17 protein-coding genes and 1 tRNA gene are annotated in these 20,753 nt (G+C 66.1%); 8 read left to right on the top strand and 10 right to left on the bottom strand.

What is annotated here, in order from left to right; translation table 11 throughout:
* Window position 1: 1 nt before the first annotated feature.
* From ACIBH2_RS11800 to ACIBH2_RS11835, 8 genes are all read right to left on the bottom strand, one after another.
* Window positions 2-862: a virginiamycin B lyase gene (locus ACIBH2_RS11800; RefSeq protein WP_397116079.1), complete on the bottom strand. Its 861-nt coding sequence runs from the start codon at window positions 860-862 to the stop codon at window positions 2-4.
* 38 nt (window positions 863-900) lie between these two features.
* Complete coding sequence (locus ACIBH2_RS11805) at window positions 901-1,575, bottom strand: hypothetical protein (protein ID WP_397116081.1); 675 nt, start codon at window positions 1,573-1,575, stop codon at window positions 901-903.
* 13 nt (window positions 1,576-1,588) lie between these two features.
* Window positions 1,589-1,960, bottom strand: a complete 372-nt coding sequence (locus ACIBH2_RS11810) for an acyl-CoA thioesterase (protein ID WP_397116991.1) — start codon at window positions 1,958-1,960, stop codon at window positions 1,589-1,591.
* 89 nt (window positions 1,961-2,049) lie between these two features.
* A complete protein-coding gene (locus tag ACIBH2_RS11815; protein ID WP_397116083.1) occupies window positions 2,050-6,951 on the bottom strand; it encodes an NAD-glutamate dehydrogenase in 4,902 nt (1,633 codons plus the stop codon).
* Between the two features lie 688 nt (window positions 6,952-7,639).
* Complete coding sequence (ettA, locus tag ACIBH2_RS11820) at window positions 7,640-9,316, bottom strand: energy-dependent translational throttle protein EttA (RefSeq protein ID WP_397116085.1); 1,677 nt, start codon at window positions 9,314-9,316, stop codon at window positions 7,640-7,642.
* An 85-nt stretch (window positions 9,317-9,401) separates the two neighbouring features.
* Window positions 9,402-9,923 carry a single-stranded DNA-binding protein gene (locus tag ACIBH2_RS11825; RefSeq protein ID WP_397116087.1) on the bottom strand — a complete coding sequence of 174 codons (522 nt, stop codon included), beginning with the start codon at window positions 9,921-9,923 and terminating at the stop codon, window positions 9,402-9,404.
* A gap of 111 nt (window positions 9,924-10,034) precedes the next feature.
* Complete coding sequence (locus ACIBH2_RS11830) at window positions 10,035-10,973, bottom strand: threonine/serine dehydratase (protein WP_397116993.1); 939 nt, start codon at window positions 10,971-10,973, stop codon at window positions 10,035-10,037.
* 35 nt (window positions 10,974-11,008) lie between these two features.
* Window positions 11,009-13,051 carry a cytochrome c oxidase assembly protein gene (locus ACIBH2_RS11835; RefSeq protein ID WP_397116089.1) on the bottom strand — a complete coding sequence of 681 codons (2,043 nt, stop codon included), beginning with the start codon at window positions 13,049-13,051 and terminating at the stop codon, window positions 11,009-11,011.
* A gap of 222 nt (window positions 13,052-13,273) precedes the next feature.
* On the opposite strand from ACIBH2_RS11835, the gene ACIBH2_RS11840 reads away from it, so the two are divergent.
* The 3 genes from ACIBH2_RS11840 (at window position 13,274) to ACIBH2_RS11850 (ending at window position 14,966) form a co-directional block, all read left to right on the top strand.
* A tRNA-Arg gene (locus tag ACIBH2_RS11840) sits at window positions 13,274-13,347 on the top strand.
* A gap of 98 nt (window positions 13,348-13,445) precedes the next feature.
* A complete protein-coding gene (locus ACIBH2_RS11845) occupies window positions 13,446-14,378 on the top strand; it encodes a tyrosine-type recombinase/integrase (RefSeq protein WP_397116091.1) in 933 nt (310 codons plus the stop codon).
* 39 nt (window positions 14,379-14,417) lie between these two features.
* A complete protein-coding gene (locus ACIBH2_RS11850; protein ID WP_397116093.1) occupies window positions 14,418-14,966 on the top strand; it encodes an HD domain-containing protein in 549 nt (182 codons plus the stop codon).
* Here ACIBH2_RS11850 and ACIBH2_RS11855 read toward each other — a convergent pair.
* Both ACIBH2_RS11855 and ACIBH2_RS11860 read right to left on the bottom strand, forming a co-directional pair.
* The gene (locus ACIBH2_RS11855) at window positions 14,957-15,427 is read right to left on the bottom strand and encodes an NUDIX hydrolase (protein ID WP_397116095.1); all 471 of its coding nucleotides are present in this window, start codon (window positions 15,425-15,427) and stop codon (window positions 14,957-14,959) included. The two genes, ACIBH2_RS11850 and ACIBH2_RS11855, sit on opposite strands and share 10 nt — an antisense overlap.
* A complete protein-coding gene (locus ACIBH2_RS11860) occupies window positions 15,424-16,185 on the bottom strand; it encodes a helix-turn-helix domain-containing protein (RefSeq protein WP_397116097.1) in 762 nt (253 codons plus the stop codon). Before ACIBH2_RS11860 ends, ACIBH2_RS11855 begins: the two co-directional genes overlap by 4 nt.
* A 606-nt stretch (window positions 16,186-16,791) precedes the next feature.
* On the opposite strand from ACIBH2_RS11860, the gene ACIBH2_RS11865 reads away from it, so the two are divergent.
* The 5 genes from ACIBH2_RS11865 to ACIBH2_RS11885 all read left to right on the top strand — a co-directional run bounded on the left by ACIBH2_RS11865 (window position 16,792) and on the right by ACIBH2_RS11885 (window position 20,752).
* The gene (locus tag ACIBH2_RS11865; RefSeq protein ID WP_397116099.1) at window positions 16,792-17,028 is read left to right on the top strand and encodes a hypothetical protein; all 237 of its coding nucleotides are present in this window, start codon (window positions 16,792-16,794) and stop codon (window positions 17,026-17,028) included.
* A complete protein-coding gene (locus tag ACIBH2_RS11870) occupies window positions 17,025-17,780 on the top strand; it encodes a hypothetical protein (RefSeq protein WP_397116101.1) in 756 nt (251 codons plus the stop codon). The genes ACIBH2_RS11865 and ACIBH2_RS11870 overlap by 4 nt, the downstream gene beginning before the upstream one ends.
* Before the next feature lies 1 nt (window position 17,781).
* Window positions 17,782-18,021, top strand: coding sequence for a hypothetical protein (locus ACIBH2_RS11875; protein ID WP_397116103.1), 240 nt, complete (start codon window positions 17,782-17,784; stop codon window positions 18,019-18,021).
* Window positions 18,022-18,173: 152 nt separating this feature from the next.
* Entirely contained in the window at window positions 18,174-20,099 is a 1,926-nt protein-coding gene (locus ACIBH2_RS11880; RefSeq protein ID WP_397116105.1) for a hypothetical protein, read from the top strand.
* Complete coding sequence (locus tag ACIBH2_RS11885; RefSeq protein ID WP_397116107.1) at window positions 20,096-20,752, top strand: hypothetical protein; 657 nt, start codon at window positions 20,096-20,098, stop codon at window positions 20,750-20,752. The genes ACIBH2_RS11880 and ACIBH2_RS11885 overlap by 4 nt, the downstream gene beginning before the upstream one ends.
* The last annotated feature ends 1 nt before the right edge of the window (window position 20,753 follow it).

Raw genomic sequence — 20,753 nt, forward strand, 5'->3', positions numbered from 1 at the left:
CTCAGAACCCCACGCGCACAACCGAGCCCGATTCCAACGCGACCCACACGGATTCGTCGTCGGCCACAGCCAGCCCATGGGGCTCCGATCCCTCACCCAGAACGATGGTGTCGACGACCGCTCCGCTGGCATCGAGCCGAGCCAGCGCACCGGAGGCCCAGAGCGTGACCCAACAACCACCGTCGGATATCGCGGCCACCGCATGTGGCTTCGAATCCCTGTCCGGCAGTGGATATTCCGTGATCGAGCCATCGACGTCGATACGCCCGATCCGCCCCGCGAGGATCTCCGTGAACCAGATTCCCTCCGAACCCGCGCTGATGCCGACCGGACCGGCCGCCTCGGTGGGCAGTGGATAGACGGTGACCTTGCCGTCCAACGACATTCGGCCGATGGCGTTTCCGGCATTGAGGGTGAACCACAGGTCGTCGGCGAACGATGTGATCGTGGAGGGGAACGCACCCGTCGTGCCGATCGGGAATTCCGTTGCGGTGCCATCGGTTTCGATCCGACCGATGCGGTCCGAGGTCATGACGGTGAACCACGGCAATCCATCCGGGCCGATACAGATACCGTACGGTGAGCCGCTGGCGACCTCCACCGAAGACACGACACCGTCCGGTGCGACGCGTCCGATGCGGTTGTCGCCGCTGCGGGTGAGCCAGATCGACCCGTCCGGCCCGGCCGCCAGCACGCTGGGGCGAGAATCGGCCGCGCCCAGGTCGATTCGCTCTATTTGCCCGTCGGCGATTCGAGCCAATGCTCCGGCGTGCACCAGCGTGGTCCACACGTCCGCAGCCCGAACGACTACCCCGTAGGGCCCTTCTTGCGGGGTGGCAACGGTGAACTCACTGAGGGGCAAGGGTTTCTCCTAGACGAATGGTGAAAGGTCGGCGCCGTTCACTGCGGAGTGAGCGGAAACGCAGGTCCACGGCGACGCGCCACCGAGCCGTACCGCGCATCGAGCCGCAGCCAGGTGCGCGCGGCTCGGACGCGGACGATCTCATCGACGTGAATACGCCGCGAATCCGCCTTCTCACCCCCGTGCGGAATGAAATCCATAGCGGTGAGCGCGAAGACGACCCGCATGGGCACCTCGACCTCCTCCTCGGCCCCGGAGACGGTGAGGACGGTCTGGTCGAGCAGCGAGGCGGGCGGCCCGTGCCCGCTGCCGTGCTCCTGCGCCACCTCCGCGCCGCGCTCGGCCAATTCGACGAGCATGCGGGCCGGAACATCGTCGACGTGCACGAACCCCGCGGCGGGCGGCAACGCGGTGTGCCAGGCCGAATCCATCGAGTAGCCGAGTTCGATGGGATTGGCCGAATCGGGACCGTGCAGCCCGGACAGCACGGTATTGCCGTCCACGGTGACATCGTCGACGCTCAACCGCGCCACCACCGTGCGCACGGCGAGGGCTTCGAAACCCGTACCGACCCACGCCGATACGTAACGCTCGCCGCGACGGCGCAGCCGAATGACGGCGGCCGGATCCAACCGCACCGCGCGAGAGATGAAGGTGGCCAGATTCTCTCGCTCGGCCGGATCCGGAATATGCAGGGTCTGTTGGCCTACCACGGTCGTCGGTGGGTCAGTCCAGCCACTGCGCCAGGTAGTCGCGTTCGGGCGTGGTCAGCCGCCGTAGTCGCTGGGTGTCGATATCGAAGGCGGCGAGCTGCGTCGAGGCGACCACCGCGGGCCGCGACTGCGGATCGGTCCCGGCCGCGCGCACCTCGTAGGACACCGTGAAATCCACCGCCCGCAGCTGCGACACCCACATGGACACATCCAGCGGCGAATCCTCGTGCCGCAGCTGGCCTTTGTACTGCACGCGCAGGTCGGCCAGCACACAGCCCTGCCCCAGCCGCGCGGTCGGCCGGTCCTCGGTGAACAGCCAGGGGATGCGCGCCTCCTCCAACAGGGTCACCATGCGCGCATGGTTGATGTGCTGGAAGATGTCCATATCGGACCAGCGCACCTCGACCTTGGTGTGGAATCGCGGCGGCAGGGTCGCTGCCGCCTTTCCGGTTCCGTTCAGCGAACCGACACTCGTCAACGCGGTACCTCCGATTGCGCGCCCACCCCGCTCACCATGCTGCGCACCTGCCGCGCCGCGACCGACAGCGTGGCGAGGTCGTGGGTTCCGGATTCGAACAGCTCCGACAGTGCCGCGCGGGCGCGACCCAGCCGAGACTGGTTTTTCGACTCCCAGTATGCAATCTTCTCCTCCGCCGTCTCCTCCGGGTCACCGGCGGAGAGCACATCGAGGGTCAACGAGCGCAGTGAGCCGTACATATCGTCACGCAGCGCGAGCCGGGCCAACGCGTGCCAGCGATCACCGCGTTCCAGGTGGCTGACCGCCTGCAACAGCCAGTCGATCCGGAGGTGATCGTTGAGCGCGTAGTACAGCGCGCCCACCTCCTCACCGCCGCGATCGGTGATATCGGCGATATCGATCACATCCAACAGCGGGAAGAGATTCAGCAGCCCGAACACCTCGGTCGCCAGCTCCGAGGACGCGCCGCGCCCGATCAGCGCCTGCGACTGCTCGTTGAGCGTGTCGATGTGATGTCCGCGCAGCCAGCCCGGCACCTTCGGCGCGAGCGAGCGCACCGCATTGGCGTAGCGGTGGATCTCCGCACCGACCGCGATGGGCTGCGGACGATTGTTCAACAGCCACCGCGACGCCCGGTCGAGGGTGCGCTTGGTCTCCAGTTCCAGCACGTCCTTGACGGCGATGGAGCTGTCGGCGTCGCGAATGCGCTCCCAGATCGAATGCAGGTCGAAGATCTGGGTGGCGGCGGTGAAGGCGCGCACCGCGTCGGACGCGGTCGCCCCGATCTCCTCGTTGAGCCGATGCGCGTAGCTGATACCGCCCAGATCGACCACCTCGTTCACCAACATGGTGGTGGTGATCTCGCGCCGCAGCGGGTGCCGTTTGATGGCCGCGCCGAACCGGTCGCGCAGCGGCGTCGGGAAGTAGTGCGGCAGTCGCGCGGAGAAGTAGGCGGTGTCGGGCAGATCGCTGCCCAGCAGATCCGCCTTGAGCGAAAGCTTCACGTGCGCCATGAGATTCGACAGCTCCGGCGAGGTGAGTCCCGCGCCCTGCTCGGCACGCTGTTTGATATCCGCGTCGGAGGGCAGCGCCTCCAGTTCGCGGTCGAGCCCGCGCCGGTCCTCGAGATCCTGGATGACGCGCTGGTGCACGTTCATCATGCGCGGGGCCTCGGCCCGCGACATGCCCATGAGGTAGTTCTGGGAGACGTTGTCCTGCAATACCAGTCGCGCGACCTCGTCGGTCATGGACGCCAGGAGCGGATTGCGCTCGGCCTCGGGCAGTTCGCCGCTGCTCACCACGCCGTCGAGCAGCACCTTGATATTGACCTCGTGGTCGGAGCAGTCCACACCGGCCGAATTGTCCAGCGCGTCGGTGTTCATCTTGCCGCCGTGGCGGCAGAACTCGATGCGCCCGTGCGCGGTGACGCCGAGGTTGCCGCCCTCGCCGATCACCTTGACCCGCAATTCGTTTCCGTTCACCCGCACCGCGTCGTTGGACTTGTCGCCCACCTCGGCATTGGATTCGGTGCTGGCCTTGATGTAGGTGCCGATACCGCCGTTCCAGAGCAGCTGGGCCGGGGATTTCAAGATCGCGCGAATCAGTTCCGGGGGCGAGAGCGCGGTGACGTCGTCCGCCAAACCCAGTGCGGCGCGGGCCTGTTCGCTGATAGGAACAGATTTCACGGTGCGATCCCAGACCCCGCCGCCCGCACTGATGAGCGTCTTGTCGTAATCGGCCCACGACGAGCGCGGCAGCGCGAACATGCGCTCGCGTTCGGCGAAGGAGGTGGCCGGATCCGGATTCGGGTCCAGGAAGATGTGCCGGTGGTCGAAGGCCGCGAGCAGCCGGATGTGCCGCGAGAGCAGCATGCCGTTGCCGAAGACGTCGCCGCTCATATCGCCGACGCCGACCACGGTGAAATCCTGTGTCTGCGTGTCGATATCCATTTCGGCGAAGTGCCGTTTGACGCTCTCCCACGCGCCCTTGGCGGTAATGCCCATGGCCTTGTGGTCGTACCCGGCCGAACCGCCGGAGGCGAAGGCGTCGCCGAGCCAGAAACCGTACTGCTGCGCGACATCGTTGGCGATATCGGAGAAGGTGGCGGTGCCCTTGTCCGCGGCGACCACGAGGTAGGTGTCGTCGCCGTCGCGGCGCACCACCCGGGCGGGCGGTAGCACCTGGCCGGTGGCGCGATCCACATTGTCGGTGACGTCGAGCAGGCCGGAGATGAAGGTGCGGTAGCAGGCCACGCCCTCGGCCTGCAGGTTCTGGCGGTCCACCACCGGATCGGCGGTGGCGGGCGGCGGCTGCTTCACCACGAAGCCGCCCTTGGCCCCGACCGGCACGATGACGGCGTTCTTGACCGCCTGCGCCTTGACCAGGCCCAGGATCTCGGTGCGGAAATCCTCCAGCCGGTCCGACCAGCGCAGCCCGCCGCGCGCCACCGGACCGAAGCGCAGGTGCACGCCCTCGACCCGGGGTGAGTACACGAAGATCTCGAATTGCGGTCGGGGCTTGGGCAATTCGGCGATTTCCTGCGGTTCCACCTTGAACGACAGGTACTCGCGAGGGCGGCCCTCGGCGTCGGTGACGTAGTAGTTGGTGCGCAGGGTGGCTCGGATGAGCCCCAGGATGGCGCGCAGAATGCGGTCGGCGTCCAGGCTCACCACATCGTCGATGCGGCGGCGGACGGCTCCCTCCAGATCGCGGGCGTGTTCGCCGTCGACGGTATCCGGGTCGAAGATGGCCCCGAACAGGTCGACGAACAGTTGCGCCACATCCGGATACGCCAGCAGGACGCGGGTGATATTGGCCTGGCTGTAGGGAAAACCGGCCTGCTGCAAGTACTTCGCGTACGCGCGCAGAATCGAGACCGACCGCCACGGCAGGGCCGCGCGCAGGACGAGTTCATTGAGGCCATCGGCCTCGGCGCGCCCGTACCAGAGCGCTTCGAACGCCTCGGTGAACCGTTCGCGCAGCCCGCGCACCTCGGCGTCGAGCATATTCATCCGGTCGGCCGACTCCACGAGTTCGGCGTCCATATTGCGGTCGAGGGCGCCGCGCAACAGTTCGGGTCTGGCGAGCAGGCCGAAATCGTAGATCCAGCGCTCGGGCCCGCTGTCGAAATCGATCTGGTACGGCCGTTCGTCGACCACCTCGACGCCGAGGCTCTGCAGCACCGGCAGCACCTGGCTCAGGGAGATGCCGCACCCGCCGATGTAGAGGCTGAAGCGCCAGGAGCCGGGCTCGGAGTCGGAGCGCCGGTACAGGTGCTGGTGGATGCCACCGTCCTGAAGCCGTTGCAGCCGAACGATATCGGCCAGACCGCGGGCGGAGCCGAAGTCCTCCTTGTAGGCGTCCGGGAAGGCCTCGGCGTAGGTGGCGACGACGGCGGGATCGAGCACCGCCGAGGTGGCGACCTCGTCGTTGAGACGGTCTTCCCAGGTGCGGCTGGCCTCGGCCAGCAGGTGCTGAATGCGCAGCCGGTTCGGCTCGGAGGTGTCGGCGGCCGCGCCCTGATCGGGCAGGCGCACCGTGAAATACACGCTGGCGAGCTCACTTTCGGAGACGCGCGCCGAGTAGTCGATGGAGACGCCGCCGAGTTCGCGCACCAGGGTGTCCTGCATCTCCAGGCGGACCGCGGTGGTGTAGCGGTCGCGGGGCAGGTACACCATGCAGGCCACGAAGCGGCCGTAACCGTCCATGCGCATGAAGAGCCGAACCTGGCGGCGCATACCGACATTGAGGACGGCGCTGGCGGTGCGGCGCAGGGTCTCGGTATCGGAGGAGAACAGTTCGGTGCGCGGGAAGGACTGGATGACCTCGAGCATCTCCTGACCGGAGAAGGAGTCCAGATCGAAGCCGCTGGATTCGATGACCGTGCGCACCCGACGTTCGATGACCGGGATGTCGAGGACGTTCTCGTGCATGGCGGTCACGGTGAAGACGCCGATGAACAGGTGCTCGCCGACGACCGTGCCCGATTCGTCGAATTCGGCGACGCCGACGAAATAGGGGTAGACGGCGCGGTGCACGGTGGCGGGGACCAGGCCCTGGGTCAGCATGAGCAGCGGCTGATCACCGCTGTTGTCCGGGACGCGGAAGTCGGTGCCGACATTGGGGCGCAGCACGCCGAGGCAGCTGTCGGGGCGCACCACCGATTTGGTGTCGCCGTCGACGGTGGTGCGCTCGTAGCGGGCGTAGCCGAGCACCGTGAAATGCCCATCGGCCAACCAGCGCAACAGATTCGCGCAATCGTGCAGGTCGGTGGGCGAGAACGGGGAGATGCCGTCGGAGGCGGCCGCGTCGAGCCCGTCGGCCACCGCCTCCTGTGCCTCCCGCATGGCCTCGGTATCGCCGCTGACCTGCCGCACATCGGTGAGGACGTCCGGAATGGTGGATTCGACGCGGGTCAGGAGTTCGCGGCTGGTGGAGGGGTGCAGTTGCACGTGCATCCAGGATTCGCGCAGGCCGGTGGAGCCATTGCCGTCGACCTCGTGCGGGACGGCGGTCTCGAGTTCACCGTCGGCGTCACGGGTGACCTCGAAGATGGGGTGGACGACCTCGCTCACGCTCACGCCCATGCGCGAGAGCGAGGAGGTGACCGACTCCACCAGCAGGGGCATGTCGTCGGTGACCATCTGCACCGCCGCGCCGAGTCCGGAGTCGTCGTCGGGGTGGTAAACCTTCACCCGCGCGGTGCCGCGGGCGCGGCGAATGGCCAGCTCGATGTGGTTGCGGAAGATCTGGGTCGAGGTCGCCGGGATCGCACAGTCCGCGTCGCCAGCGTCGACGTGTCGGAAATACGCCTCCTCCAGCGATACCAGGTTGCCGCGTAAGGACGCTGGCAAACTCGCAGCCCAAGCCGCGCTGGACAATTCGGACGAGACGGTCATTTTCGCCAGCTCCTCGGATTCGGTTCCGTAACAAAGTGACGCCGGGTCCGAGAGTAGCTGGGCGCGGCATCCGCCGCTCTCAAATCCTCCCAATGCCACGACGCGTCGTACGGATCCGACAAACCGGGCGGTGCGGACGTAACCTCCGCGCTACCGAATCGCCAGGTGGCGTACGACAAACCTTGCCCCAAAAAGGATTTCGCGCAGTAATGCGTCCGCGAAACCGCTGAGTTCGCTCTTCGATTGCCAGCCCCCGGGTGACACACATGCGCCACCCACCCGTGTCGCTTCCGAGACAGCAACCGATCCCTCGCCCCACGCCCATGACCACCGGTCATCGGCGCGAGCCGCATACCCCCAGCCCACCCCCGAAGATCCCCCGAAGAGCGAACGCCGACAGTTGCCCACACCACCACCCGAAGCCCACCGGACCCCGAAGTCGCAATGCACCGACACATCTGACCTCGACCGGCCGAAGCAAGTCCCCGCGCGACCAGTTTCCCGGGCGACCAGTTTCCCGCACAGCGAGATTCCCGCGTAACCAGTTCCCGCGCGGTGAGGTTCCCGCGCGACCAGTTCCCGCGCGGCGAGGTTCCCGCGCGACCAGTTCCCGCGCGGCGAGGTTCCCGCGCGGTGAGGTTCCCGCCCCACCCCGCCCTGTTCGAGCGGCGGGGTGGCGCGGTGACGACTATCCGCGGGTGAGCTTGCGGTGGGTCACGCGGTGCGGGCGGGCGGCTTCCTGGCCGAGCCGCTCGATCTTGTTGGCCTCGTAGGCCTCGAAGTTGCCCTCGAACCAGAACCAGGCGGCCTCGTTGTCGTCATTGCCCTCCCACGCGAGGATGTGGGTGCAGGTGCGGTCCAGGAACCAGCGGTCGTGGGAGATGACCACCGAGCAGCCCGCGAACTGTTCGAGGGCGTTCTCCAGCGAGCCGAGGGTTTCGACGTCGAGGTCGTTGGTGGGCTCGTCGAGCAGGATCAGGTTGCCGCCCTGCTTGAGGGTGAGCGCCAGGTTGAGACGGTTGCGCTCACCGCCGGAGAGCACGCCCGCGGGCTTCTGCTGATCCGGGCCCTTGAAGCCGAACGCCGAAACGTAAGCGCGCGAAGGCATCTCCACATTGCCGACCTGGATGAAGTCCAGCCCGTCGGAGACCACCTGCCACACCGTCTTGTTCGGGTCGATGCCCGCGCGGTTCTGGTCGACGTAGCTCAGCTTCACCGTCTCACCGACGCGCACCGTGCCGCTGTCCGGCTGCTCCAGCCCGACAATCGTCTTGAACAGCGTCGACTTACCCACACCGTTCGGGCCGATGACGCCGACAATGCCGTTGCGCGGCAAGGTGAACGACAGATCCTTGATGAGCTGCCGGTCGCCGAAGCCCTTGTCCAGGTGCTCGACCTCGACCACCACATTGCCCAGGCGCGGACCGGCCGGAATCTGGATCTCCTCGAAATCCAACTTCCGCATCTTCTCGGCCTCGGCCGCCATCTCCTCGTAGCGACCCAGACGCGCCTTGTTCTTGGCCTGACGCGCCTTGGCGCCGGAGCGCACCCACGCCAGCTCGTCCTTGAGGCGCTTCTGCAGCTTCTGGTCCTTCTTGCCCTGGACCTCGAGCCGCTCGGCCTTCTTCTCCAGGTAGGTGGAGTAGTTGCCCTCGTACGGGAAGGTGCGCCCGCGATCGAGCTCGAGGATCCACTCCGCCACATTGTCGAGGAAGTACCGGTCGTGGGTGACGGCCAGCACGGCACCGGCGTACTGCGCGAGGAACTGCTCGAGCCACAGCACCGATTCGGCGTCGAGGTGGTTGGTGGGCTCGTCGAGCAGCAGCAGGTCGGGCTTGCTCAGCAGCAGCTTGCACAGCGCGACGCGGCGGCGCTCACCACCGGAGAGGTTGGTGACCGGCTCGTCCGGCGGCGGGCAGCGCAGCGCGTCCATGGCCTGCTCGAGCTGGGAGTCGAGGTCCCAGGCATCGGCGTGGTCGAGCTCCTCCTGCAACTTGCCCATTTCTTCCATGAGCTCGTCGGAGTAGTCGGTGGCCATGAGTTCGGCGATCTCGTTGAAGCGGTCCAGCTTCACCTTGATCTCGCCGAGGCCCTCCTCGACATTGCCGCGGACGGTCTTCTCCTCGTTCAGCGGCGGCTCCTGCAGCAGGATGCCGACCGTCGCTCCGGGGGCGAGCCAGGCATCACCGTTGTTCGGCTGGTCCAGTCCCGCCATGATCTTCAGCACGCTCGACTTACCGGCACCGTTCGGACCGACGACGCCGATCTTCGCTCCGGGGAGGAAGTTCAGGTTCACATTGTCGAGCACGACCTTGTCGCCGTGCGCCTTGCGCACCGCGCGCATTTGGTAGATGAACTCAGCCATATCGGCAAGCCTATCGGTGTGTGAAAAGTTCGGACGAAGCAGAGCTACCACCGACGCCACTGCGTGGTGATGCCAAACCGACAGCTTATCCAGCGCGCAGGTCACCGATGTTGTCGCCCACCGGAATCGGTGGCTCAGCCGCCTCGACGTGCGTCGTCTCACTCGCGACACCGAAGCTCTTCTCCGTGCCACCGGTGTGTTCCGCGGCACGGTAGGACGCGGACTGATCGGAATCCGCGCGGCCGAAGCGCTTGCGCAGCACCGGGGCGGTGCAGCGGCCCAGGTCGGGGCCGAGCGCCGTGGCGCGCATCTCGACATCGCTACGCTCCATCCCCGATCGGGTGCGGTATTCATGGGAACTCAGCGTCCCGTACGCGATGATCGGATCGCCCCGGTGCAGCGATTCGTTGACCCCCGCCACCAGGCGACGCCAGCAGCTCACCGTCAGATACATGGAGTCGCCGTCGACCCATTGCCCGGTATTGGCATCGAATCGGCGCGGATTGCTGGCCATTCGGAAGCTCACGACCTCTTCGCCGCTGGGCAGTTGCCGCCGCATGGGCTGTGTGACCACCGTGCCGACAATCGCGGTGCTGACCTCGTACATCGCTGTCCCCCTTGCTGTCTCGTCATATCGATCCGGCTTCCAGCGTGATCGACGACACGACGTGGCGACAGCCCCTCTTCGGCGAGTGTGGATAACTCCAACCCCTGTGAACTACAGGGTTGCCACATCCGTATTCGCCCCGCACAGCACGACCACCGGCCGCTCCCCTGGCGCGGGCACGTACACCCCACTCTGAATCGCCGCCAGCGCCGCCGCGCCCGCCGCCTCCACCACGATCCGGAATTCCCGCCAGAGATACTCGCGCGCCATCACGATGGCGTCATCGCTCACCAGCAGCGATCGCACCCCGTACCGCTGCGCCACCTCCATGGCGATATTGCCGATTCGGCTGGCCCCCAACGCATCCGAGGCCACGCTCGCGACATCCACGTTCACCGGCCGTCCGGCCTTCAACGCCGCGTGCAGCGTCGGCGCGCCATGCGGCTCCACCCCGATCACCCGGCCGCGCATACCCAGCGCCACGGCGATTCCGGACACCAGTCCCCCGCCGCCCACCGCCACCAGCACCGGCGGCCGTCCGCGCACCTGCTCCTCGATCTCGAGCCCCACCACACCGGCCCCGGCCACCACGGCGGGCTGGTCGTAGGCGTGCAACTGCATGGCCCCGCGCTCGGCGGCGAGTTCGGACGCGAAGCGGTGCGCCTCGGCGTAAGTCGTTCCGTGCCACAGTACTTCGGCCCCGTGCGACCACATGGCGGCCACCTTGGTGTGCGGCGCGGATTCGGGCACCACAACCGTGCACGACAGCCCGCGCAGCGCACTGGCCAGCGCCGCCGCGATTCCGGCATTGCCACCGGAGGCCAGCACCACGCTGTCGGTCCGCCCCCGCGCTTCGAGCAGCGCGTTCAAACTGCCCCGCACCTTGAACGTCCCACCGTGCTGCAGGTACTCGAGCTTCAGCGTGACCGGCACCGGCCCGCGCGGCCCCTGGATCTCGGTGTGGAACACCGGCGTGACCCGGACCTGCCCGCGCAGCCGCCGTCGCGCCCGCCGCACATCGGATCGATAGAGCCGCTTGACCTTTCGCACCGGATCCTCACCGGTGTGCGCGGCGATCCGCTCACTCACTTGCGTACCTCTCCGTCACGCCGCGCCAACTCGGCGTACATGGCGTTGTAGGCGGCCAGATCCGCATCGTCGTCGCGATCGGCCGCACGGTCGAGTCGATTCGCCAGGCGTTGATCACTACGCGACCATTGGATGAGCAGCGCCAACATCACCACCACGAGCGGGAGTTCGCCGCTGGCCCACGCCAGGCTGCCGCCATTGCGCTGGTCCTGGAGCAGATTGTCGTTCCATCCGAGCGCGAGGCTCCGGTAGAACCAACCGCCCATCACGGTCTCCATACTCATGAGCGCGACGCCGAAGAAGGCATGGAACGGCAGCGATCCGAACACCATGCCCACCTTGGTGAGCGGTTCCACCTGGCGCGGTTTGGGGTCGATGCCGATGACCACCCAATAGAACAGATAGCCGCTGAGCAGGAAGTGCACGTTCATGAGCAGGTGCGCGCCGTGCGAATCGACGAACTTGTCGAAGATCCCGCCCATGTAGAGCGCGTAGAAACCGACGACGAAGAACACCGAGGCGACCACGGGCTGAGTCATGAAGCGCGACACCGGATTGTGGACGGCCGCGAGAATCCACTCGCGCGGTCCGGGCGGGGCATCGCGGCCCGCGGGCGGCAGCGCGCGCAGAGCCAGCAGCACCGGGCCGCCGAGCGCGAACAGGATGGGCGCGAGCATCGACAGCAGCATGTGCTGACCCATGTGCACGCTGAACATGGCGGGCGCGTAGCGGCCGATTCCGGAGCTGGTGGCGATCAGCAGCACAACGCAGCCGCTCAACCAGGCGATGGTGCGCCCGACCGGCCAGGCGTCGCCGCGCTTGCGCAGCCGCAGCACACCGCGGATATAGAGGACAGCCAAAACGATGGCCAGGGTGCCGAAGATCAGATCGAATCGCCAGTCGAACAGCAGGCGCGCGGCGGTCGGCGGTCCGGCGAGGTTGTAGCCGAGTTCGACCTCCGCCGGGCTGGGGATGCTCAGCAGTTCCGGGGGCGGCGTGCGGCCGAGGCCGACGGCCAGGCCCACGGTGGCGGCGAAGATCAGGGCCTCGACACCCGCGAAGCGAATGAGCGCCCGGCGATCCGACGGGTCGGCTTCCAGTGCCGGTATGGCGGCGCGTCTCTGCATATATCCGACGACGCCGAGCACGATGAGCGCGGCGGCCTTGGCCAGCACCAGCTGTCCGTAGGTGGTGTCGAACAGATCCGACAGGCGCGGCACCCGCACCCAGGCATTGAGCACGCCGCTGACCGCGATCACGATGAACGAGATGGTCGCGATCTTGGAGAACCGACTGGTCGCGAGCCCGGTCCACTTGCCGTCGCGCAGCGCGTACGCCAGCACCGCGAACAGTCCGCCTACCCAGAAACCGGTGGCCAGCAGGTGCAGGATCAAGCTGTTGGTGGCGATATCGTGCGACCCGCCCGAGGACGAGTGCCCCGTCAGCGCCACCGGCAGCAGACACAGCACCGACCACACCAGCAGCACGGGAGTCCATCCCCACCGCAACGCGACCCGGCAGCCGACCGCGAGAATCAACGCGAAGAACACGGTCAGCCGCCACGAGCTGGCCACGTCGACGGTATCCGCCGCGCGCCACACCTGTTCCGGCCGCAGCGAATCGCCCAAAGGTTGCCCGGTCGTATCCGACAGCGTCAACGGCACCAGCAACGCCGCCGCCCCGGCCCACACCAGAGCCGAGGTCCCCGCCCGCCGCAGCGCCCGATACCCGCCCACATCGAGCAGCCCATCCTTCTGCGGCGGCACCAAGAAAGCCGCGAACAACAGCGACCCGACGGTGAGCGCAGCCGACAGATCCGCCACCGCCCGCACCGCGGGCAACCCATAGGTCGTGAGCGGCCCCGGATCAGGAATCCCCAGCAGCGTCAACGCCTGCGCCGCCGACAACCCGACCACGAGCGCCGCCACCATAGCGGCCGCCGCCCCCGCGACCGCCGCGACAACAGCAAAGGCCGACCCCGAACCCGACCGGTTGGCCTGGACGTCGGCGGCGGCGGGCGGGTCCTGCGGTGACGACATAGGCTTCAGGGTAGTTCGGAGCGGCGGTCCGGACTCCGAGGGGGTTTGCCGACCTCCGGTCCGCACACCCCAAGACTCGCCGCCCCCACCCACCCAACGACCACCGTCCTGATCTGGACGGTCGCTATAATTAACGAGCTGGACACCACGATCAATATGGGTCAAGGTGTTTGGTGGCTGTTCGACCAAGCACGAACCCGGACAGCCGAGCACAACCCGACTGCCTCCGTAGCTCAGTTGGATAGAGCAAGGGCCTTCTAATCCCTAGGTCGCAGGTTCGATTCCTGCCGGGGGCACTTTCCATCTCTGACCTGCGCGTACGCGCACAGACTCAGGGATACCCAGCCCGTACAGCGCTTAAACAGCTAGGGATTATCAGGATTAGAATCACGAGATGGGGCAGGATCTCGACGCCATCCCGGAGCTGTTGGAGGACTTCACAACCGAGCTTCGCAGGGCGAACAGGACGAAGTCGACAATCGACACCTACAGCCGCGACGTCGGATACTTCGTCGAGTTCCTGAAGGCGCGGAGCATCGAGCCCACGGGCGATGCGTTGACCCGCGACAACATCGGCAGCTACATAGAGGACACCCTCAACCGCCCCAACCGGCGCAGCGGTCGACCAGTCACCGCCGAGTACGCCAACCGCCAGTACCGGAGCCTTCAGCAGTTCTGTAAGTATCTGGAAGCCGAAGAGATTTTGATCGAGAACCCCTTCGACCGGATGAGCCCTCCGTTCGTTCCAGAAAAGCCGGTCCCGGTTCCAACGCTCGACATGCTGCGGCAGTTGCTCGCCGAATGCGAAGGGACGGACTTCGCCGCGCGACGTGACACAGCCATCATCAGGCTCATGGCGGACATCGGTCCGCGGATCAACGAGATCGCTCCCCTTGATGTCGACGCCTTGGACTTCGGAGAGAACACCGTTCTTGTGATCGGCAAGGGTCGCCGACCACGGATTCTGCCTTTCAGTGACAAGACTCGCATCGCGCTGCGGCGCTACCTCCGGGCTCGAAAGTCACACCCTCAGGCAGCGAACGACAACCCCGCGCTGTGGCTCGGCCAGCGCGGCAGGATGACCGGCTCCGGCATTCAGCAAATGCTGTACCGCCGAGGGGAAGCGGCCGGGATCGGTCATCTGCACCCGCATCAGCTGCGGCACTTCTTCGCCCACAACTGGCTGGCCAGCGGTGGACAAGAACAAGATCTCATGATGCTGGCAGGCTGGAGATCTCGGCAGATGATCGGCCGGTACGCACGCGCGACGGCCGAGAGCCGGGCTCGTGATGCCCACCGCAAGGCTCGCCTCGGCGACAAACTGTAGGCACAGACAGAGAGCCAGGTTGCCACTACCGTTTGAGGTGTGAGTGCGACCGCAGACTTACGCAACTGGGCCGCTGCTACCGCGCGCGCCCAACTCGAATCATTGCCGCGTCGGTGGGAGCACACTCAGGGTGTCGCTCGCCGGGCCGAACGGGTCAGCCCCGCAGTAGATGAGCCGGATCTGCTCGTGGCGGCAGCGTGGCTGCATGACGTCGGATACGCACCTCATCTGGTCCGCACCGGATTTCACCCCATAGATGGTGCCGAATTCCTTGCGGAACAGGGTGTCGCTGAACGCCTTTGCGCACTTGTGGCACATCATTCGTGTGCGTGCGTGGAGGCGCGGAACCGTGGCCTTTCGATCCGGTGGACCGATGAACGAACCGCCCTGCGTGATGCCTTGTGGTGGGCGGATATGACCACAACGCCGACCGGCGAAATCACCGATGTCTGTGAACGCATCGAAGAAGTGTTGGAGCGGTACGGAGCTGAGCACGTGGTGGCGCGATCGGTTGCCGAGGCGTCTGAAGAACTGCTCGCCGCGGCTCGGCGAACCGAGCGGCTACTCGCCGACGAGGTTCATGTGTAATAGGGCTCGGCACGGTCGTCCAGCCCCTGCTCGATACGGAGCCAGATAGACGGATGGATGTCGAGAGCATCCAGGTCTTCGGGAGCAACCCAGCTGACGGCCTTGGATTCAGAGCTTGTTCGCAATTCCCCGCCCAGCGGGTCGGCTGTGAAGCAGATCGAGAACTCTTGCCGCACTTCGCCATCGTCGTACGCGATCACATGCTCGGGGTTGGAGAAGACACCGACCAAGCCAGTCACCGTGACATCGATGCCGGTCTCTTCTTTGACTTCGCGGACCACAGCTCGAGCCGGGGTCTCTCCCACCTCCAGACCACCGCCGGGGATGGAGTACTTGCTGTTGTCCGTGCGATGGATCATCAGGATCTGGCCGCGCTCATTGCGCACCAAGGCACTCACTGCGACCTTGATGGTGTTTGCCTTCGGTGCGTTCGGGTCGCGGTAGAAGTCGGTCCGGCTCATGTCCTGATCCTGGAGAAGTCGGCGGCATCGGCAATCGTCCAGACGTGCTCGAAGCTAGTCATGTATGTCTCGAAAAGATCGCCAGCGGGCAGCCTCCGTAGGTGCATCGCGGGCGCGTAAGCCCCCGGTTGGCCGAAGACGTGCATATTCACGATCATTTCATCATCGAACCGGAAGATCGAGTTGTAGAGCGTGGTGCCGTGGAAGCGGATTTCCACCCCGTCGGCACTGCTCAGCGGCTCCACGAGAGCTAGTGCGTTTCTGATCCGAGCGGGCACGGTACCGTCCGCGAGTCGTTCCTCGCCGCTACGCTTGTTCGCTTCGTCCGCAAGCGGGTCGCCAAATAGCATTCGCACTGACAGCCCTTGTTGCACTTTGGTTTTGACGGTCTTCGTGAACGCTGGTTCCTCGGCCAGGAACAAACCAGCCAGGACCAAGATGTCGAGCCGCTCCGAACAATCTCGAAGGAGCCGCGACCATAGGTCCGCCGGAATCAGACTCCGGTGAGGATATACCTTGACCACCTCGGCCTCGGCTACACTAGCCCGCCGCTCGGGAGCTATCGCGTCGGGCCACAGATAATTCTCGGATTCCTTCAGCAGGGCAGCGAGCGCGCGGCGATGCTTCGGGTACGGCTTCCTGCTGCCGTTATTGATCCATCGCTCAATCGTTTTCGCGTCGACACCGATCGATTCCGCCGCACTGGACGGTGTGAATCCTTTGCGCAGCAGCACATCTCGCAGACGTTCATTCGACACGTCCCACCTCCATGAGGACAGGGACGAGTTTAGTGTCCCGCAGACGTCCCGACTAGTCCCGCACAGCGGTGATGTTGTCCCAGCCTCATCCAGTTCTCTTGGGAGACAAGCGAGTACACGGCTCGTGAGGAAGTCACTCCAAGAACTGATCGGAGGCATTCGACGTGGTACAGGACAATGCTGATCGTGTGCTGCAAGCAAGAATTGCGGCACACGCATCATGGGCGCGAACAAAGGACCGCACGGCTCGAACGGCCAAGGCACGCCAGGCCCTGCTGGACAAGTTCGAGCGCACGGTTGACCCGGATGGCCTGCTTACGCCGGAAGAGCGAGCATTCCGCGCTGAACACGCCCGCAAAGAGCACTACTTGCGGTTGAGCAGGAAGTCGGCACAGGCACGGCGACGCCGGAACTGCCGAAACCAGCACAACGGTGGTACGGCATGATGCGCACACTACTGGTCACGACCCTATTGGTTCTTGTCGGCGCGGCAGTACCCCAGCTGGCATCGGTACTGCTTGTCGTGACGATCCTGGTTGGAATCATCTGGCTGACCGTCATGCGTGCGAAGTGGACATTCATGCGTCCCCGCCGAGGTGGTCGGCAATGACCAGCGACCTTTTCGGTACCTCGCAGCACCGGACAGCGACGTCGGTACCGCCGCACGTCCTCGCGGGCCTGGTGCTCCTGGGTTTCGTATTCGTTTCGGGCCTCTTTGTCGGGGTTCTGCTCTTCGGTTCGCGCGAGGGCCTGCCGAAGACCACGATCGTGTGCCCCGCGCCGGGGACGGAGAACGTGGCGGTGTGGCCCAAGGAGTGCCCGCGTGAGGCGGTGGCACCGTGAGCGCGCCGGAGTTTCGGTTGCAGCCGTGGCAGACGTTGTTGGAGGAGTGGATCGCCCAGCAGTACGCGGTGCCGCTGTCGTTGCTGATGACGGCGATGAACCGGCGGCAGCGCGCGGCGTACGGGTTCGCAAAGAAGCTGAAGGACGCGGGCCGCGCGCACGTGGTGCGTATCGATTACGGGTCGCCGGGACCGTGGCGGCGGTCGACGAACTTCGACGAGACCGACGCCATGCCGCACGGCCCGCTGTGGCTGTATCTGACTCGCGAAATCAATTGGGGCTACCTGGAATTCGACCCGGGCGAGTGGCATCCGAAGGCGTCGACGGCCGCGCATCTGACCGCTGTGTCGGAACTGCGGTTGGCGTTGACCGGTTTGAACACCGACCCGGAGGTGTGGCGCAGCGAGCGTCTATTGCGCCGGTTGACGAAAACCGAACCAGGACAGCCGGGCTCGCACATCCATGACGCGTGGTTCCAAGACTTCACCGACCCGGACAAGGTGTGGGCGATCGAGGTCGAGCTGAGTCGCAAGCGCGGCGAGGGCCGCTTGATGCGTTCGGTGGCAGCGGCTTTGGACGCCGCCGACCATCACGGCCTGGCCGGGGTCCTGTACTTCGCGCGCGGTGAATCACTGCGCCGCGCCCTGGACGGCATCGCCACCAGGTTGGCGCATCAGCGTGGCGTCGATCGGCTGCTGAATCTCGAAATCCATGATTTGGACGCGACTTTGGCGCGGAAAGGAGTGCGCTGACATGAACGAGCAGAACCGATCTCTGGTCGTGGTCGCCGATATCGCGGGCGGGGAAGAACCCGCACGCGTCGCCCGACGACTGACCGACGCCCTGTCTCGGTCCGGGGTGCGCCCCGAACGAATCGCGATGTGGCCGAAGACGAACACCGCCGACCTGTGGGCACTGCCTGCGACCGAGGTGCGCGCGGTGCTGGCACGCCTGATCGACCCGGACTCGGCCACCGAGGGAGGTGATCGGTGATGGGTGGAGAGTGCACGCCATTGATCACCCCCTATGACTGCGGTGATCCACCCGCAGCCACGTCGGCCGCTCCGTCGGCCGAGGCACCCTCGCCGGATATCGCGAGCGCTCCGTCGAATGTGGTTGCGCCGCAGCCCAGTCCCGCGCCGGAGTTGTTCGAGAACCCTACGCTGCCCAACGGGTGGCAGGCCCCGTCCTGGGACGTGAACATGCCCTCGGTGGCGCAGGTGTTCGACTTCGCGGGCACCTCCTTGGTGGGTGCGGGGTTCCTGGCCGCTCTTGGGATCGGCATGAACTCTCTGGCCGCGCACAAGCGGTGGGAGGCGCGGCAGGTCCGCAACTACGCCGCCGGGTCGCTGGTCCTGCCGATCGGCACCGTCTGGTCCTCGGGCGAATGGACCACCCCGGTGAGTCTGTGGTGGCAGGGCGCGCAGGTGCTGCTGAGTCAGGGGCCGTGGTCGTGGTCGGGGGCGGTGGCGGCGATGACTGCGGGCGCGGCCCCGCTGGCACTGTGGGGTGCGGCGTTGTGGCGGGCACGGTTTCTCGAACGCCTCGGCACCGAGGGCATCGGGTCACCGTCGAAAACGCGTCGCCTGCAACGCCGTCAACATCAGGGCAAGGCCCACGCCGCGCGTCAGGCCGCCAAGCACGGGGCACCGATCACGGCGAGCTGGCTGAACAACAAGGCGGTGCTGGGCACGCTGTCGGAGTACACCGACGCCACCCAACCGACCACCATCACCCAGCTGGCACAGCGACGCGGGTCGAAGCTGGAGATCCCCATCGACGGTCTCGGGCACATGGTCTTGCTCGGCATGTCGCAGAAGGCGGGCAAGACCACCCTGCTCGTGCGGTTCGGCGTCGGCCTGTACTGCGCGTACTGGCACCGCTACGTCCGCACCGGAGAGAAACGCCCGCTGCTGATCTTCGTCGACTGCAAGGGCGGCAAGCCCGGGTTGGCGACCGGGCGAGAGCTGGTGAAGATCGCCGCGCGGTTGAAGGTGGACCCGCGCCGGGTGGCGTTGTGGCCGGTCACCAATCGCCTGGACCTGTGGGCGATGGACGCCGAGGATATGGCCGCCACCTTGGAAGCGATGATCAACCCGGTCGCCTCCACCGACGCCGGGGCAGAGCACTTCAAGCAGAACCGCATCCGCGTCACCAAACTCGCGGTGTTCGCGCCGGGTGGGCCGCCCCGGTCGAAACAGCAGTTCCTGGAACGGCTGTCGGTGTCGTGGCTGAAAACCGCGTACGCGGGTGATCAGTCGATCCTGGACGAGATCGACGCGTTGGAGAAGAACAAGCCTCCCGCCGTGGGTGATGTGTCGGGCAAGTTCCGCAATATCTTCACCGCGATCGGTGAGGGCTTCGACGGCGGTCGCCCCCTCGACAGCTTCGACATGATCTACGCGACGGTGCCCGGTACCGTGCGCGGAGAGTACGCCCGTGCCCAAGTCGCCGCGTTGACGACGTTGATCGAACAGTTCGCATGTGGCGAGCACGACCGGCAGGTCATCTTGATCATCGATGAGATGTCGGCGGTCGCCGACAAGACCGGCGGCATCAACCAAGTCAACATCGCCGAACGCCTCCTCGGGATGGGCGTGGTCGCGATCTTCGCCGCCCAGAACCAATACGGGCTCGGCCAGACCGCCGACGAACGCCGCCGCCTCATGGAGTCCTGCCCCTGCGGTGCAATGCTCATGAAACTTGAAGGCGGGGGCAAGGTCTCGGAAGTCTTCGGATCACGCCCGGTCACTGAGAACACCCGCCACACCAAAAGCGGCAAGATCGGCGACGAAGGTTCGCTCGGGCAGCGCGAGACGTTCTTCATCGACCCGAACCGGCTCACCGAATTCGAACGCGGCGATGTCGTGTGGGTCCACGGACTCCAAGCCCACTGGGGACACATCGTACCGATCGAACTCGACGAATTGACCCCGCTGCCCGCCGATCCGGACCCGCGACGGTGGGCGACCGGCACCGGCCCGCGAGTCCCGCTCATGCAAGTTCGAGACCTCGATTCCGGGCGTGCCCGCCGCGCGGACCTCGGCGACGAGGGCGGTGAAGCCGCATGAATGGCGACACCCCCGAGGTCGTGATGACCGCCGACGCGGCGCGGGAACTGACTGACCGCATCAGAACGCACCTGGAAGTTGCGTGCGAGCTGATCAAGCAGGCGTTCGCTTCCCGAGCGTGGTCGGCGCTGGGCTACGGGTCGTGGGAAGACTATTGCGCGGGCGAGTTCGACAACGCCCGCGTCCGCATCCCACGCGAGGACCGCGCCGAGGTGGTCGCCTCCATGCGCGAGATCGGCATGAGCACCCGCGCCATCGCGGCCGCGACCGGTCTCGGATACGGCACCGTGCAACGCGATCTGCGTGAGCCTTCAGGTGATCCAAATGGATCACCTGACACCGTGATCGGCCTGGACGGCAAGCAATACCCACCCAAACCGGTCGCACCGCAATCGGATTCACCAGCACCGAGTGATGGCGGCGACGCCGCGAAGCCCAAGCGCCGCCCGATCACCAAGGCGTTCGACGCCACGCGCTACGAGCTGGTCAAGAACACGAAATCGCTTGTGCGACTGGCTCAGGACGAGCGGTTCGACCGCTACGCCGCACAACTCGCCCACAGCCACCGCAGCGACCTCATCCGCGCCCGCGACGCCCTGCAATCCGTCATCGACCGCCTACCCGAACACTCCACTCATCCCGAGGAGGGATAAC

This window comes from Nocardia sp. NPDC050406, assembly GCF_044459025.1.
Lineage (GTDB): Bacteria > Actinomycetota > Actinomycetes > Mycobacteriales > Mycobacteriaceae > Nocardia.